At 61.1% G+C, this 15,112-nt stretch carries 16 protein-coding genes; 10 read left to right on the top strand and 6 right to left on the bottom strand.

The window, feature by feature from the left end; all coding sequences use genetic code 11:
* Nucleotides 1-18: 18 nt before the first annotated feature.
* The 9 genes from ACX80M_RS04270 to ACX80M_RS04310 all read left to right on the top strand — a co-directional run bounded on the left by ACX80M_RS04270 (nucleotide 19) and on the right by ACX80M_RS04310 (nucleotide 7,378).
* A complete protein-coding gene (locus tag ACX80M_RS04270; RefSeq protein WP_459308989.1) occupies nucleotides 19-342 on the top strand; it encodes a hypothetical protein in 324 nt (107 codons plus the stop codon).
* Nucleotides 342-749, top strand: a complete 408-nt coding sequence (locus ACX80M_RS04275) for a hypothetical protein (protein WP_459308991.1) — start codon at nucleotides 342-344, stop codon at nucleotides 747-749. The genes ACX80M_RS04270 and ACX80M_RS04275 overlap by 1 nt, the downstream gene beginning before the upstream one ends.
* Nucleotides 750-758: 9 nt before the next feature.
* Nucleotides 759-905 carry a hypothetical protein gene (locus tag ACX80M_RS04280; protein WP_459308993.1) on the top strand — a complete coding sequence of 49 codons (147 nt, stop codon included), beginning with the start codon at nucleotides 759-761 and terminating at the stop codon, nucleotides 903-905.
* A gap of 5 nt (nucleotides 906-910) precedes the next feature.
* On the top strand, nucleotides 911-1,582 hold the full coding sequence (locus tag ACX80M_RS04285) for a Helicase associated domain protein (RefSeq protein WP_459308995.1): 672 nt from the start codon (nucleotides 911-913) through the stop codon (nucleotides 1,580-1,582).
* A gap of 916 nt (nucleotides 1,583-2,498) precedes the next feature.
* Nucleotides 2,499-3,131 (top strand): hypothetical protein, encoded by a 633-nt coding sequence (locus ACX80M_RS04290; protein ID WP_459308997.1) that lies wholly within the window; start codon nucleotides 2,499-2,501, stop codon nucleotides 3,129-3,131.
* 237 nt (nucleotides 3,132-3,368) lie between these two features.
* Complete coding sequence (locus ACX80M_RS04295) at nucleotides 3,369-4,106, top strand: hypothetical protein (protein WP_252565085.1); 738 nt, start codon at nucleotides 3,369-3,371, stop codon at nucleotides 4,104-4,106.
* Nucleotides 4,099-5,703, top strand: a complete 1,605-nt coding sequence (locus tag ACX80M_RS04300; protein ID WP_459308999.1) for a hypothetical protein — start codon at nucleotides 4,099-4,101, stop codon at nucleotides 5,701-5,703. Before ACX80M_RS04295 ends, ACX80M_RS04300 begins: the two co-directional genes overlap by 8 nt.
* A gap of 212 nt (nucleotides 5,704-5,915) precedes the next feature.
* Nucleotides 5,916-6,929 (top strand): EcsC family protein, encoded by a 1,014-nt coding sequence (locus ACX80M_RS04305; RefSeq protein ID WP_459309001.1) that lies wholly within the window; start codon nucleotides 5,916-5,918, stop codon nucleotides 6,927-6,929.
* 74 nt (nucleotides 6,930-7,003) lie between these two features.
* Nucleotides 7,004-7,378: a hypothetical protein gene (locus ACX80M_RS04310; RefSeq protein WP_459309003.1), complete on the top strand. Its 375-nt coding sequence runs from the start codon at nucleotides 7,004-7,006 to the stop codon at nucleotides 7,376-7,378.
* Nucleotides 7,379-7,718: 340 nt separating this feature from the next.
* Here ACX80M_RS04310 and ACX80M_RS04315 read toward each other — a convergent pair whose 3' ends face one another.
* The 4 genes from ACX80M_RS04315 to ACX80M_RS04330 all read right to left on the bottom strand — a co-directional run bounded on the left by ACX80M_RS04315 (nucleotide 7,719) and on the right by ACX80M_RS04330 (nucleotide 10,809).
* Nucleotides 7,719-8,423 carry a hypothetical protein gene (locus ACX80M_RS04315; RefSeq protein ID WP_459309005.1) on the bottom strand — a complete coding sequence of 235 codons (705 nt, stop codon included), beginning with the start codon at nucleotides 8,421-8,423 and terminating at the stop codon, nucleotides 7,719-7,721.
* 302 nt (nucleotides 8,424-8,725) lie between these two features.
* On the bottom strand, nucleotides 8,726-9,331 hold the full coding sequence (locus ACX80M_RS04320; RefSeq protein WP_459309007.1) for a S1 family peptidase: 606 nt from the start codon (nucleotides 9,329-9,331) through the stop codon (nucleotides 8,726-8,728).
* A gap of 131 nt (nucleotides 9,332-9,462) precedes the next feature.
* Nucleotides 9,463-9,984 (bottom strand): hypothetical protein, encoded by a 522-nt coding sequence (locus ACX80M_RS04325; RefSeq protein WP_459309009.1) that lies wholly within the window; start codon nucleotides 9,982-9,984, stop codon nucleotides 9,463-9,465.
* Nucleotides 9,985-10,497: 513 nt separating this feature from the next.
* Nucleotides 10,498-10,809: a helix-turn-helix domain-containing protein gene (locus tag ACX80M_RS04330; RefSeq protein WP_459309011.1), complete on the bottom strand. Its 312-nt coding sequence runs from the start codon at nucleotides 10,807-10,809 to the stop codon at nucleotides 10,498-10,500.
* 377 nt (nucleotides 10,810-11,186) lie between these two features.
* Here ACX80M_RS04330 and ACX80M_RS04335 point away from each other — a divergent pair, with 377 nt between their 5' ends.
* The gene (locus ACX80M_RS04335) at nucleotides 11,187-12,143 is read left to right on the top strand and encodes an LAGLIDADG family homing endonuclease (RefSeq protein ID WP_459309013.1); all 957 of its coding nucleotides are present in this window, start codon (nucleotides 11,187-11,189) and stop codon (nucleotides 12,141-12,143) included.
* Nucleotides 12,144-13,562: 1,419 nt separating this feature from the next.
* Here the strand turns inward: ACX80M_RS04335 and ACX80M_RS04340 are convergent.
* Complete coding sequence (locus tag ACX80M_RS04340; protein WP_459309015.1) at nucleotides 13,563-13,868, bottom strand: hypothetical protein; 306 nt, start codon at nucleotides 13,866-13,868, stop codon at nucleotides 13,563-13,565.
* 451 nt (nucleotides 13,869-14,319) lie between these two features.
* On the bottom strand, nucleotides 14,320-15,012 hold the full coding sequence (locus ACX80M_RS04345; protein WP_459309017.1) for an HNH endonuclease family protein: 693 nt from the start codon (nucleotides 15,010-15,012) through the stop codon (nucleotides 14,320-14,322).
* Nucleotides 15,013-15,112 lie beyond the last annotated feature (100 nt).

Below are 15,112 nucleotides of genomic sequence, written 5' to 3' on the forward strand. Positions count from 1 at the left end.
CCACGAAAGAACGAGTTCATGACCATCACCCAAGAAGCTCCCACGCAGACCAACGACGTCCAGGTCCGGCTCGCCCCGTCGGGTAACCCCTTGGCCATCCGTCACGAAGGACGGATCTGGCTGGTCGACCCGGCCACGAATTCCCAACACTGGTACGGACGCGACTCCTGGTGGGACACCCGCCGCACTGCAGCCAAAGGCAGCGGTGACCTGGTCAGCGTCGAATACTGGCGCGTCCAGGCCCGGATCCCCGGCTCCGACGCACCGCTGAGGACGTTCACGCTGCGCCGTCAGCCTCTCGCCACGCAGTGGCTGCTCGAGTCCATCGACGACGGCAGCTAATGCCCTCCCCCATCATCGGCAGACCCGTGTCCGACCAGGCCTGGGAGTCCATCAGGTCAGAATTCGGCCTGCCCACCCTGGAGCAGGTCCGGCGCCGGCTCGCCGAACTCATGGAAGACACTGACCCGGTGATGCGGCAGCTCGTCCGGGTCTTCGTCCGCGAGGACACGTACTGCCCGGGCTTCCAATTCCTCCCCGGCGGCCAGATCCACCCCACCGTGGCGTCCCTGTTCCGGCACGCCCTGGAACTGAGGATTGCGCACAACTACTTCACTGCCTGGATGATCACCCCTGCCCATGACCTCGGCGGGGCGCGGCCCGTGGACTGCCTCCCTCGTGCGGGGCAGCTGCACCGCGCCCTGGAGGGTTTCGCCGCACAGCTGCCGGGAACCGGGAGAGCCAACTAGGCTGATCCGGTGGAACTCACCGGAACACTCCAGATGGCCGACGGCAGCATCGACCACATCGCTGCCCAGGGCGACGACTACGACAACGCCAAGGCCGCACTTGAGGCTGCCATCCCCGAAGGCACCAAATTGATCGCCATCCGCAAGGACAGCTGACCAGAATGCCAGAACATAAGACAGCGCCACACCCGGAGTGGGTGCAGATGTACAGGCAGGGCCTCACCACCGCCAAGATCGCCACCACCGCAGGTATCGGCCAAAGCACCGTCCGCTACCACCTGGCCATCGCGGCCGCCGCGGAACCGTCCATCAGGGACGACCACCGCAACGCAAGCCGCCCAGCCCCGGTCACCCGCATCACTGCGGAAGGGCTGCAAAACCTCAACGACACCATCGCCCTGTACAAAGCCGAACACCGACTCCCCTCAAGCAGTTCCCCCTCCGCCCGGGAGCGGTCCCTGGCCATATGGCTAGTCAGACGACGCCAGGACCACGACAGGGGAACCCTCTCCCCCACCTACGGTGACGGCCTGCAGGAAATCCCCGGCTGGGAACAGCGGACCCGCACCTCCAAAGACGAAGCCCGCTGGAATCAGCGCCTACAAGAGCTCACCGCCCATGTGGCTGCCGGGAACGACTGGCCCCGCCACAAGAGGACGGACACCGAAAAAGAACGGGTCCTGGGCATGTGGCTGCACATCCAACGCACGAAGTACCGCCGCAACGAACTGGACCACGACAAAGAAGCACTACTGAACACGCTCCTTCCCGGCTGGCGGAACGGCCGGACCCGCGGCCGCCCACCCGGATCCCCAAACATCCGAAAAGCCTGACGATCGCAAACCTGAGCCGCACCGCGGTTCCAATACTGGGCCAGTAGATGCAGGAGCCGGTCACTGACAATCTGGCCCGGCGTGCGTAGCGTGGGTCCATGGGACTCATCTACGACGATCCGCCCCTTGCGGCGCTGACGCTGACGCGATCGCGGCCGAGGAATCTGAAGGCCCCAGCGAGCTGACGGGACGCAATGCACACCGTTCTGGACGACTTGGTACACAGCAATGGGCCCGAGTACCTCGCGGAACTGGCCATCGTCCTGGCGGGTGCCCGGTTCATCGCCCTCGATGACCTCGCCCGCACCACCTGGACCAGACCAGCGCCTGCCCGGCCGCCTACTCTTCGAACTAAAATGGGACGGCTACCTTCACCGCACCCTGTCAACCCGTGGTCCCATCTGCGAGAAACGCAGGCGCCTTCGCTAGGCGTTCGTGAAGCTCATGCCTGGATAGACCGCCACCCCTTAAGGTCATCGCGTCGAAACGCGGGGCGCCGTTGAACTCCTTCGAGGGCCGGCGTCACCTGTCTCATAACTAACGATGAACACGCCGATTTCACCAGTAGGTTGCGAGACATAGTTACGAGAATTTCCGGGTCGCAATGGAACGTGCAAGATTCCGCGAAACCTAAACCAGTGCAGTCGAAACGTCTAATCAGCCGCTGAGGCGCCTTGTATCCCAAGGGTTTCGAGACGATTTTACCGTGGAGCGTTAAGGGCGGCGGGCCGCCTCGGCGTCCGGCAAAGGATCCGTCCGGGCGGCCGACGACTCCTTCTCCCGGCGGTCGCTACCACGCACTGAACTCCGCCAGCCCCTGAGAACGGATCGTGTCCCGCCGGGACGTCTGGATGAAATACCGGATTCTGAACGGATGACTTCTCCCGCGGGGCAGTTCCAAATGTATGCTCCGTTTATGACAGACGAGATTCAGTGGTTGGTCCCGCCCGCGTCTCTTAGTCTTTCCGGTGATGAGAGGTTCACCGGAATGCCAGGAACGACTGTCCGGGACTTTTGGCAGTTCGCCCTCGGTGATCTGCGGATGAACAACGCGCGCGGATATCTTGCTGAATTCCTCGTCGGCAAAGCACTCGGGATCAAAGATCTGAAGCGGATCGAGTGGGACTCCTACGATTTACTCTTCGGTGACATCACCATCGAAATCAAGTCATCGGCCTATCTGCAGTCCTGGGAGCAGAAGAAAATCAGCGCCCTGTCGTTTTCAGGTTTGCAAGGAACTCGCTACCACCCCCGGGCGCCGGGAGACGGCATGGATCCTGCAGGAAGACGCTTCAATGCGATGGTCTACGTTTTCTGCGCACACACCGAGACCGACCACGCCAAGTATGACCAGCTGAACGTTCTCCAATGGGAGTTCCACGTCGTACCCCGCAGCGTTTTAGCCGCGACTGGGCTGAAAAGCCTGGGAATCGCCAAAGTCCGCCAACTCTCCGGTGGTCCGACCCCTTGGGCCGAACTTGCGTCGCGGGTCACGGCGGCCGCCGCTGACCAACGGCGGGATGACGACTCACCCTGGTGGACCCAATAGCTCCGCTCCTACAGAACGGGTTTTGAAGCACTGCTAACAGTCCGTGATCGGATCCACTGCGGGCGGCTGACCCCTTCTCCTAAATGCGGTGTGTCTCATAACCCATGTGTCCTGAATCCCTAGGGTTTCGATACACCGGGATTGATCGGGTCTTTGCCGCACGGGGTGATCGAAGCGGGGCGTTTCTCTTGCTAGCCTGTGAGGGACCGCCAGCCATTAGCCTAGAGGGAGATTTCGATGAACCAGCCCCTGGACTCGGTTGCGCCAGTCGACATGCGTCGGTATCTGCAAGACCTGCAAGCGGCGGCGTCTCGGTGTTCTGAATCGGCTGTTGCTGATCATCGGGGCGCCTTGGGCGCGGTGCATCAAGTCGACGATGACCTCCGGCTGTGGGTGGATCTGATCACTGGTCCCGAGGTTGATCAACTTCGGGCGGCGCGGCGCGAACTGGCTCTCGCTGAATTTTGTGCAGCTTTAGGCCTATACCGACAAGCCTTTGCGAGCCTTCGTCTTTTTCTCGAGTTGAGCTTCGCGGCGGTCCATTTTTCTGTGCATGAATTTGAGCGGCGGCGATGGAGATCCGACAAGAGCGACTTTTCCTGGTCTAGGGCGCTAGACGAAGAGACTGGCCTGCTGTCGAAGCAGTTCGTTGACGAATTCGCCCCTCAGTGCCGAGGTGATGCATCCAAATATGCTGGGGATGCTGCACGCACTTACAGATACTGCTCCCAATTCATTCATGGCAAAGCAAAAGTGTCCGACTCATTGCCCGAGGCATTGGACTACAGCAGCGAGGCCGTTAGCGATTGGTGCAACCACGCGTCATCATGCGGAACAGCCGTTCTGTTCCTCCTCTATATCCGCTACGGTGCGGACGTTAACGCCCATACCGAAGCGACCTTGAGCGAAGTGCTCATCAATCGATTCGGACACCTCAACTCCATGCGCGTATCTCTAGGACTGGCTAATGACTAACGGCACCGGGGATCTCTTCTACCGAACCGAGGACCTCCAACTCGACGAAGTCCTCGGCTACTTTGTAGAAACGTCGGGCGATCGAGTAGTTGTCGATCGTTTGAAGTCAAGATCACCTGTGCTCCTGCGAGGGAGTCGTGGAGTTGGGAAATCCTTCCTTCTGCGAGTGGCCGAAGCAGAACTGAAGAGAGATTTTGACGCAGACAGAATCCTTCCTGTGTACGTTACCTTTGCTCGCGCAGGTCTGATTCGTCAAACAGAAGATGGCTTTATTCCCTGGATGATTTCCAAGATTTCGACAGGCATTAAGCGGGCGCTGGTCACGTACGGCCTATCACTTCCCCCTGAAAGCGCTCTTGCAGCCTTGATGACTCCGCCCTCAAGGTCCCCGGCCGGCCGTGCCATCGACGACACGGTCCAAACCGAGTATGAAGAGTTCTGGAAGAACGGAGAATCGGTTCCATCTGGACGCCTTATCCCTGATCCCGACGTACTCAGGGACGCCATCGACGACCTCTGCCAAGAGCTGGGGCTGAAGCGCATTGCCCTTTTGGTTGACGAGGCAGCGCACGTATTCATCCCTGATCAACAACGACAGTTTTTCACGCTGATGCGTGACCTTCGAAGTCCCAGATTGGCGGTGAAGGCGGCGGTGTATCCGGGGGTCACCTCCTACGGCGAGTCGTTTCAACCGACCCACGATGCGACCGTTCTGGATGTCGAACGCTCTCTGACCGACTCGAGATATGCCTCGTCCATGCGTGAGATAGTCCTAAAACAGGACGCGACTCTAAGGCGCTCCATTGAGCAATACGGGGAGGCGTTTGATGTTCTTGCATTTGCGGCCACCGGTAATCCGCGAATTCTTCTTAAGACTTTTGCTGCCAGCACGCCTATCAATCGAGCTCGAGTTCAGGAAACCATAAGGAACTACTATCGGGAGGAGATTTGGGCCGAGCACTCCAACCTGGCGGAACGGTATCCCGGGCATAGGGATCTCATCGATTGGGGCCGAAACTTCATAGAACGCGACGTTTTGCCCGTCCTCTATGCACGAAATCAGGGAGCATCCGAGACATCGTCGGCTATATGGATTCACCGGGATGCTCCGCAGGCCGTGCGGGAAGGGCTTCGTCTCCTTTGTTACAGCGGAATTCTCCTTGAGGGAATCTCTGGAATCCGTGCAACCCGCAGCGAAGTCGGCACGAGATACATCGTCAATTTAGGCTGCAACTTTGCCCAGGACGCGGAACCTGTCCAGTATGGCTCTGCCGTCAGATCAACTTTGAGCATCAAGCGCATGCAAGAATTCGGTGCGAATCATCCGTCATACAAGCTGATTGAACAAATGGGGATGGAATCCCTGCAGTCAGATAGCAACGTGGCGCTGGAGGCCCGGCTTGCTGCCGGCATAGGTAATCTGGATCTCACCTATTTCCAGAAGTCGAAGCTGCGTGAGCTGAACTTGACGTCAATTGGTGACGTCCTCGGTGCCTCGGAAGCCGACTTTCAAGCTCTCTTCTACGTTGGCAGGGTTCGATCTAGGCAGATGAGAAATGCCGCCATCATGGCCGTGATTGAGTATCTGTCAGGCTAACAAAGCGTCATGAGGCTCCAAGCGGACGTGTGTTGTAACCTCGGTGTCTCATAAGCCATGGGTTGCGAGACGGTCACACAACCAGTTCTCGGTGTCGCTGCGGTTGGACGTGCAGTCGACACTAGACATCGAATCGGCGCTGCGGCGTCATCCGCCTGCTAGCCGATGCGGCATCATGGACCCAGCGATCAAAGTCGAAATGGAGAACCTGGATGAGTACCGATACCGACCCACTCGTCGACGGCGCAACCCCGATGAGCGCGTATGAGGTGCAGATATGGGGCACGCTCAACGAGCACTGGCAGCGCCGCAACAACCGCCGCGGTCTGCCGAACTGGGCGAGTACCGCGCTCAATCGCGCCGGTGAGGTCGCCGTTGAAGCTGCGAGCAGGGTTACCGACGCCGTGCCGGATGTGGTCAAGGAACCGATCCGTCGTGCTGGCGACGCGGTCGCTAACACGGGCATGCGACCGGCATTCAAAGCCGTGGCCGCGCTGCTCGATCTGGTCAACGACTGGGCACTGGAGCTTAACGACCCGAAGGGCGTCGAGAAGCTCGCCCGCAAACGAGGTTTCGAGATCAACAGTTTCACCGAATTGCGGCAGCAAGACCTCAAGGCCTGTGACCGGCTTCTAAAATTCAACACCCTCACGTGGCATACCGCTGGCGTACTCGAAGGCGGCGCCATGGGCCTGCTGGCCATGGTTCCCGTCGCCGGGACCTTCGCTGCGATCACCGCGGACATCGTTATCATCCAGGTCCTGAGCACGGCTATCGCAACGCGCATCGCGTACTCCTACGGCTACGACGCCAAGGACCCACGTGAGCAGATCTTCATCCAACGTTTGGTGCGCCGGTCCTTCATGGCGCAAGCGGCCAAAGTAGAGCCATTACGTGAGGCCGCCCGTGCAGCCGACGCGATCAAGGGGCGCATAAAGTGGTCAGACAAGCTCCGCCAGGACCACCGCCTCCTGGCCGCTCTTGAGAAGTTGATGCAGCAAGGAGGCAAGGCCGGCTCCAAGGTCCGAGTTCAGGACGTCGCCAAGGCCGTGCCCTACGTGGGGATCCTCATTGGCGCTAGCACGAATTCCGTAATCCTCGGCAATGTGGCCGCCGACGCCCAGCGTTACTGTCAGACCCGATTCCTGTGCGACAAGTATGGGCTTCCGCTTCCAGCCGCGCTGGCGATCGACCTGGACGACGACCCCCAGACCCGCGCCACCTAAATAATGGCCGCTGGGTCAGCGTGCGCCGCGGGGCCACCTGTTAGTGTTCCTGCTACACAGCGGAAGGAATACCTATGCCGGTCCCGTCAACCGAGTTCGCCCCCCTCATGCGTGAAATGTCCGAGATGCTTTTGAAGGGGTTCCCGACTGCGTCAGTCTTCGCCTGGCACGTCCTGACCGACTGGGGAGGTCAGACGCTGGACAGGCCGCAGGTTTACATCTCGGGAATGTACGACGGCGACGGAGAGTGGATTGGCGGCGAGAGCCTGGGCTCAGCGGAGAACCTGATCGTCGCACGCTATCAGGACCGGCTCGGCTGGGCGCAGCGAGAAGAAGGCATCGGTCACGCCTATTCGGTGAAGCAAGCCAGAGAGATCACAGACGTCGACGGCACTGGGACTCTGGATCCCGAATTTGCGGCGCACCCAGGCCTGGAAAGTTTCCAATGACCCCGAAACGAGACGACGTTTGTGATCCGGGTGACGGCGGTGCGGCCGTCAGGACCCCGCGTGTCTGGACTCAGATTTAGCTAAAGCCCGAATGACGTGCGGTTGTTACCAAGGGCACGACACGCACGCATAGCCTGTGGCGTGAGTGTCGGGCGGCTGACGAGGAGACGCAGCAAGTCTCTTATGGATCGTCTTACAGTTCGTGCAACAACCATCACGGTAACAACCATGACCAGTCATATCAGAATTCCTGCCACAAGATGCGTCCACTGTGGCACTGCAAAGGCCGACCAAGGCCGTGGCGGACTACACGGCGAGTCGTGATGTTGCGCCCGTCGGGTTAGTCGGGCGGCAGTGACGCCGGCGACCAGTACACGGTGTGTGAGGTCGGATAGGGCCGTCGCCTCGTTCGTGGATTGAAGTCTGCATCCGTGGCCTCGACTGTCTGTGGCTGTCCGCACACATCAACGATCCTCGCCAGATCAGATCCGCTTAAGTCGTCGATCAGCCTTTGCCGGACTGGCTCTGTCACTGAGAAGAGGAGGTCGTCCGCTGCTTCGACGAGCTCGCCGAAACGATCAACCAGCCGGGGAGGGAGCGTCTGCGACACAGTCGCTGCCGCCACGTCCCGCACTCGAAGAGTCGGGGCATCGAGGAAACCCACCGGGAACGTTGTCGCTAGGTTCGACTGAGAATGTGCAATCGTGGTGTTCCTGAATGCCCCCACCAGCCCGTGAATGTCTGACAGTTCGTCGGGGATGTCTATGTGGTCGGTCAGTGGCTTTCTCACTTTCGAGGGGAAATACGTGCGGCAGTATGCAACGACAGCGAATGCGATCAAGTAGGCAGCCGCATCCTCAAGGTGAGAGCCCTCGCCGCGGGACTTGATCGCGAGATCGAGGGCATGTCGAGCCTCTGCGAGATCCGCCCCGTAACTCGACAGCTCGATGAACAGTCGGGCGTCTGCGGAGTCCGGTACCGTCACAACCTTGAAACTTGGTTCCTCAGCGCTATTCACAGAGCCATCATCGTCGACATCGACCATCTTGGCCTCCCTTGCGGCTGTGACACATTGTGAAGCGGTCAGTAAGGTTGCAGTGTGTACCGCCGATGCCTCAGTTGAAACGCGTGGGAACTTCGCTGCCCCGTCGGGCCGGTCTCTAGGGTCGATGGACGACTCATGGCTGGTGCCCCGTTACACCCCCGTCGGAAGCGACCACGTCGGTGGCGGGGGTCATCGTCCGGGCATGACAATCGGTTCAAATTTTCCAGGGCTACCGGCCCATAGGTCGCCGGCGGCCTCGGTATGGAGTGCTCTTTGCTGATGAATCCGAGACCACTGGATCCTCAGTCGCAGCCAGCCCCGTTCGAGAAGTTCGAGGGATCCTTGAGCGCTTGGGTTAGGGCCGCCACCGGCACGGCGACATACTGGCCGCCGCCACCGGCATAGGCCACGCCCACAAGCTTCCCCGATGAATCGACCAGTGGGCTGCCCGAGCTGCCGTGCTCAATGGGCGCGCTGTTATACATCATCTGCAACGGTGACGAGCCCAGTGGGTCGCGGTCGTACCGCAACACCTTTCCGCTCGTGGTTGTGAGTTCGCCGCCCAACGGGTACCCGACGGCTGTCACCTCCGCGCCGAGTGGCGGGTTCGACAGCGCGAGCTGGAGCGTGGCCGGTAGTGGTTCCTTCGTCCACACCAGGGCCAGGTCGGCGATAATGACCGCGCCCACGGCGTTGACCGTTATGTCCCTGCCGTCGTAGGTGCTTACTTGCAGGAGCGCTGCCCCGCCGACTACGTGGCGGTTCGTGACGAAAACATGATCTGCAATGGCGAAGCCAGACCCGCGCGAGACCCCGCCGCAGCCGATGTTGCGCACCCGCAGCGCAGCCCGCTCGTAGGCGCTGAACCCGGACGGGGTGATGATCGGGGCCGGAGCAGTCGGGGACACTATCGGCGATGCCGGGGCAAGGGTCCGCGCCGCGCTGGTTACGGGCGGCGGTGGCACAGGTGTGAGTCCGCAGCCTGATAGCGCCAGCAGGCAGAGGACGCCTGCGCACGCGACACGCCGACCCCCGAACGTCACTTCTTCAGTCCCTGGATCTTCTGCGTGAGGCTGTCGCTGTCTGCCCGTGCGGTGTTGCACTCCGAGTTGACGCCCTGCACGAAACTGATCAGTGCTGCCTGATCATAAGCGGCGTAATTCACCAGATAGGTCTGCAGTTTCTGAAGGTCACGGATGCACGTAGACATTTGCGTGCTGACATTCTGGGACGAGGCGATCAGCTCCGCCAGAAACGCGGTGTCGTCCCCGAGCTGGGCCTTCTCGTTCGCGAGGGAGCGGATCCGAGCGCTGGCGTCGTTGAGCTTGCTCGTCGTGTCATTCAGCTTGCTCGTCGTGTCATTCAGCTTGCTCTTCGTGTCGCTCAACTGCGAAGTCAGGGACGTGTTCTTCTCCGAGAGCCCATCCCGCTCGGCCGTCATCGAGGCGAGGTTACGCGAAGTCTTGTCCGCGGTCGCACGCCACTGGCCTGCGGAGTTCGTGCTGTAGGCGTAGGCGGCACCGAGGCCGAGCAGGCCGACGGCCAAGACGACGATGGTCACAACATACGGCCATTTCCGCGGCCTGCGCTCCCCCGGTTGGTGAATCGCTGCCCCCTCCACTGGCGGAAGGTCTCCTGGACCGGGCTCTTGAGTCATGTCATTCCCCAATCAAAGTTTGCGCAAACAGCTAGGCAAGATTATGCGCCCCGAACGGCCCGAACACCTAGGCAAGATTATGCGGCCCGAACGGCCTCATCAGGCGTTTCGAAGCGGCAGCAGTCCACCGACCGGCAGCAGGCGGATCTTCTGGCCGCCGGCGTCCGAGGCTATGACGCCCTACGCTGATCACGGTGTGTCTGGGGCGCGAGCTTCACGACCCCAGTTCGATTCGCGTGTGCATGACCGCCCGATGGCTGCGAGAGGTATCTGATGACTCTCTCGCACCTCGGGGGTGGTGTGGGTACGAGTCGATATACCGTTGTCAGCAAATTCATCCAAACGCCCGTTGAGGAGGTGCTGGCGAGCGCAGAAGTGGGGCCTACCGTAGCCTCCGCCCTGAAGTCGCCGCCGAGGCTAATTGCCCATGGGTCGCCTACCGCCCCGGTAAGGGGAAGTCTTGGCAGCCGAATCTGGCGGGAGAAGAAGCTGGCTGATCGGTACATCCAGAACGTCAGCGATATCCCAAAGGCGCTCGTAGGCTACGCTCTTCCCTCCCCACTCGATCCCGATGATCATATTCCGGCTCAATCCCGGCTCCAGGGCCAGAGCCTCCTGGGACAGGGCCTGCTCAAGGCGTAGCTCTCTAATTCGCGCCCCGACCAGGGCCCTACGGTCAGCCCAGCGGGGCATCTGCTCTTGGGAGGACTGGAACGGGCGTGTGGGCATGAATCAATACCAACGAATAATGTCAGCCTTGTCTGCTCCACTAGTTGATACATGGTAGAAACTAATCGAAAGGGGCTGACAACATGACGCTTGCCAGAAGCGCAAGCGATGCTGGAGGGGCTGACTCCACCGGTCTCAGCGCACAGTTTTGCAGAGTTGGTGAATCTGAAAGGCAGGTTGCGCCGGGGCCTATCTGTGTGTCCCTACCGCTGGAGGATCGGCCGGCAGCTCGGCGGGAGGCGGACGGAGTCTTGAAGGCCGGGCCTTCGTGTCTCGCGCTGCCTTTAGCAAAAGAAGTCGCTGCAGATTCTGGATTCCTGGCACTGACTTGCCGCATAGCCACGGCAGTCGGTTGGAAGTCGCTTGCCGAACTCACCGTGGGCAACTACGTCTACGACGGATATGGCAACCTGCAGCGGGTCATCGCGGAGACGCCGATCTTCCAGGACCTCAAATGCCACGAAGTAACGTTCGACGACGGCCAAAAAATCACAGCCACAGCATCGCACAGATGGACCGTCGAGACCCGCAACGGCCACGACGACGGCTTCGTCCACGTGACAGTCTCCACTGAGGAGCTGGAGCGCATGAAACGCAATCGGCGGTCGGCGATCAGCGTCCCAAATGGCTCCCGCATCAGCAACGACGTCGTGCTTCCAGTCGACCCGTACTTGTTCGGCTACTGGCTCGGAGACGGCTACGCTGCCAACGGCGCCTTTGCCGTAGGGCGCCAGGACGTGGAGGAAGTGACAGCCCTCCTAAGGAGCGCACTGCTGCCTTACGAAACCATGTCCTCCATTTACTACGACTACAACCTTTGCCACTTCCTGAACATCAAAAACATTAAGAAGCCCTCCCGCGACGCGGTGGACCAATCGTTGTTCCAACGCCTGCGGACGCTCGGAGTGCTGCGAAACAAGCACGTACCGGACGTCTACCTCTTCGCCGGCACCGAACAACGCCGCGCCGTCCTGCAGGGCATGATCGACTCCGACGGGGCCGTCACACCCCAGAAGGGCCAGGTCCTCTTTACTAACACGAACCGGCGCATCATGGGCGGCTTCGTCGAGATCGCGCGGTCGCTGGGATACAAGCCAAGTGTGCGGGTGCATCCAACGTCGGGCTGGAATGCCGTGTTCCAAGTCGCTGACGACAAGCCGATTGCCCGAATTCTGCGCAAGCAATCACGCGTCATTCCCGGCGGGCGTATAGCAGGGCGCCGCTACATCCGGTCAGTGCTACCGGTCGATTCGGTCCCCGTGAAGGGTCTCGGCATCGAGGCCGGCAGCCACTCGTTCCAGGTCGAGGGCGGCATACTTACACACGGCAACTAGGCCCCCGGACGTAGTCCCGCCCGCCGTGCCCCGCGACGATCCGCCTGCTCTCCCGAGAACGCGAGCGGACGACTGCCATCTTGGAGAATCGGGACAGCCGGTCACCCCAGTGCATGGGCAGGCTCGTCTCTCTCGGACGCACAGCGCTTCCCCCAGCTCACCTGCGTCTCTTGCGTGCGGATGGCGCTTCGCGAGTTCACCTGCGTCTTGCGCGGTCAGGGCTCCGTTGTGAATTCACCTCCGCGTCTCGTGCACGCGAATCCCCGACCCTGGCGTTCACCCGCCAGTGGGCACCGGAGCCTTCTGGCCTCTCCTGCCTGCCCGAGCGAGCGCTCCCCAGACTCGCGCCCGCTGCCACAAGCGGTAAGAATCCACACATGGGATCACGCCCGTCCTCCGGCCCATGTATGCCGAGGCGTCGTCAAGAATTCCAAGCACACGGCCTCTGGTCAGGGTGTCAGGACCAGTTGTCCGACGCTTTGAACTACGCCCTTGCCCCGATGCGGCTTGGCTAACAATCGCGACCTCGTCGCAAAGCGACCAGCCCCCGGCCACGTGGGCAGGACTGCCGCGAGAATTGGGAAGAACGTACGGAGTCGTTGGAGCTGCATGTCCACTTGGGCCAAACACCTTACCGTCACCAGCGACACTGGGCTTGAGACCTTAGGCCGCTGGACATCGCCTAGCCAGAGCTCCGCCCCCGCAGAGACCTAACATTTCCGGTAGGCCCGGTCATGAGGACCTTGGGCAATGCTCAGGTACAGAACTAGAACAACCGGTACTTCAACGAAGGTGCCGAAGGGGCGCGGCAGGCACCGGCCTGCTATTTTCCACTCTCGACGCCCAGCACGGAGAACTCACACGGGCGATAGCGCCTGCCCGGCCGTCATTGGTTGCATGACGCTCGCACGGGGCCCTTGGCGGGCGTAGCACTTTGGCAGGACCGACTGCGCAAGGAGCCATCACAGCGCTGATGTTTCCTTGGACGGGACAGCTGGCGATCATCGTGGTAATTATGGTTATCAACAGCATAGGAGGGGCTGCGGCGGCGGCATACCTCCGCCGCCTTGCTCGCCGTCTACTTCGAAGGGGTGCTGCTGACACGTGGATGTCTGGCAAGGGGTGGGGGTAACCCCCGTTGGACTTGTGTGCCGGCCCGGCCGTGGTAGCGCCCCCGGTCGCGTACGGGTTGAAAAGTAACCGAAATAGGTTGATAAGTGATAATCAGCCGGTATGGGCTTCGACTCCATCCAGTACGTTTTGATGATCTGGCGCCCCATGGGGGTGATGCGCTTTGGCGCTGGTGAACCTCCGGGTCGGCGCGGACGGCATGGTTCTGAGTTTGGGACGGAACACCTTCTCCGTCGGTCAACCTGCGGGGCCGCGCTCCTATGTGGACCCCGGCCCGGCGAAGCAAGCCTAACCGAGCTGCTCGAGCCGGGATCTCAATCGGGCAAATACTTCCGACGGCGCCGCCGGATGCGGCTGCGGCTGCACAAGGGGCGGCGGCTCCGGCTGCTGCTCCGCCCGCTCCTCGGCTTCCTTGAAGTCGCGGTCCCATGCGCCCTTGTCCTGGGCAGCGGACCACCTGCGGGTCCCTGTCCACTTCCGCCAGTAGCCTCCCCCCGCCGTGGGTCCTGGGGACTCCGCCCACGGCTTCGGCTGCTCAACGCTGCCCGCACTGCCGGCCTCCGCTCCACCGGCCTGCTCCAGCTTGGATTTCAATCGGCCATATACGTCCGCTGAGACCGGCTTCGGCTTCGCCGGCACCGCCAGCTGTGGCTTCGTCTTGCAAAAGGCTATGAAGAGGAAAACGAAGAAAGCCGGGATACCGACGTAACAGAACAGCCCCCAGAGCAACATCAAAAGTAGCGTCTCCATGGCAAACATTAACTTCTAGACGGTCCATTACGGAAGGGCCCGGCCTTGCCGGCAACAGTCCGATACATCTCCCTGTTCCAGACCTGCGGACATGGTGACGGCAACGGACGTACCTGACAAGTGGACCTCCGGTGCTGGAGGATTTGAGGGGTCGCTTGGCGCTGATGGAAGGTGTAGGAAGCTTGGGCCCTCTACGCCCTTCCCGCAGCAGCGTTTAGCACCATCCCAGCGGAGAGCCTCGACGCGCCAGCAGTCGGGGCTTATGGACGTGGCAGTGGTAATCCGTAATCCGTGGTTATATGCGGGCGAAGTCGGCCCCTGTCACCTTGGCGGTATCCTCCGATGGCGGCGAGACCGGCAGAGAATCCCACCATGCCGGGTTCCCGTAGGGCAAGCCATTGGCTTCGGCCCAGGCGTCCATCTCCGGGCTGACCGGGATGTGGCCCAAGATCCAGACCGTGCCCGCGGGAGCGAAAGCTCGCTCATCGCGGCGCTTAGTGTTGACTGTCCCGGTCACGACCTGCATGTGGTCTGGCCGCACGCAGAGCGGCCGGTTGCATGTGTGATCCAAAGTCTTCCCCTTGGCGTGGCCACCGTAGAACCAGACATAGGCGAAGCGGTGGGCCAGCCAGGGCCCGCCTGCGTGGAACTTCCCGTAGCCTTCGTCTGGCCGCTCTCGCCACAGCCAGCAGCCATAGAACCAGTCCGGCTCGATAGCGCTAAGGAATCTGGCCAGAGTCTTCTCCTGGGCGGCTTGGGATCTGGTCGTCAGAGCCAGCCGCTCGTGAGGCCGACAGTAGTCGGCCCGCGTCTTCCTCTCCTTGGAAAACAGCTTTGTCTTGCACCCATCGGCACGGCACTCGGGTTGCTTCCGCCACCACTGCTGATAGTGCGTGGTGCACCGTTTCTTGCCCTTGTAATCCTTGCCTGTGGTGCACGTTATCGGATTGCCGTCACCGTCCATGGAGCAGACGTTTTTCTTCGCCAAAGCGTTCACCCATCGTGTAGCGGATTTTCAGGCCATGCACCATTTCGGATGCCCGGTTTCCCGGTATCGCTGGGCGGTTTCCTGCCTGAGTTCAACAGCC

It is taken from the genome of Pseudarthrobacter sp. MDT1-22 (genome assembly GCF_054511035.1).

Coding starts and splice junctions, on each gene's coding strand:
- ACX80M_RS04270 (WP_459308989.1), top strand. CDS start 19: ATGACCATCACCCAAGAAGCTCCCACGCAGACCAACGACGTCCAGGTC.
- ACX80M_RS04275 (WP_459308991.1), top strand. CDS start 342: ATGCCCTCCCCCATCATCGGCAGACCCGTGTCCGACCAGGCCTGGGAG.
- ACX80M_RS04285 (WP_459308995.1), top strand. CDS start 911: ATGCCAGAACATAAGACAGCGCCACACCCGGAGTGGGTGCAGATGTAC.
- ACX80M_RS04290 (WP_459308997.1), top strand. CDS start 2,499: ATGACAGACGAGATTCAGTGGTTGGTCCCGCCCGCGTCTCTTAGTCTT.
- ACX80M_RS04295 (WP_252565085.1), top strand. CDS start 3,369: ATGAACCAGCCCCTGGACTCGGTTGCGCCAGTCGACATGCGTCGGTAT.
- ACX80M_RS04300 (WP_459308999.1), top strand. CDS start 4,099: ATGACTAACGGCACCGGGGATCTCTTCTACCGAACCGAGGACCTCCAA.
- ACX80M_RS04305 (WP_459309001.1), top strand. CDS start 5,916: ATGAGTACCGATACCGACCCACTCGTCGACGGCGCAACCCCGATGAGC.
- ACX80M_RS04310 (WP_459309003.1), top strand. CDS start 7,004: ATGCCGGTCCCGTCAACCGAGTTCGCCCCCCTCATGCGTGAAATGTCC.
- ACX80M_RS04315 (WP_459309005.1), bottom strand. CDS start 8,423: ATGGTCGATGTCGACGATGATGGCTCTGTGAATAGCGCTGAGGAACCA.
- ACX80M_RS04330 (WP_459309011.1), bottom strand. CDS start 10,809: ATGCCCACACGCCCGTTCCAGTCCTCCCAAGAGCAGATGCCCCGCTGG.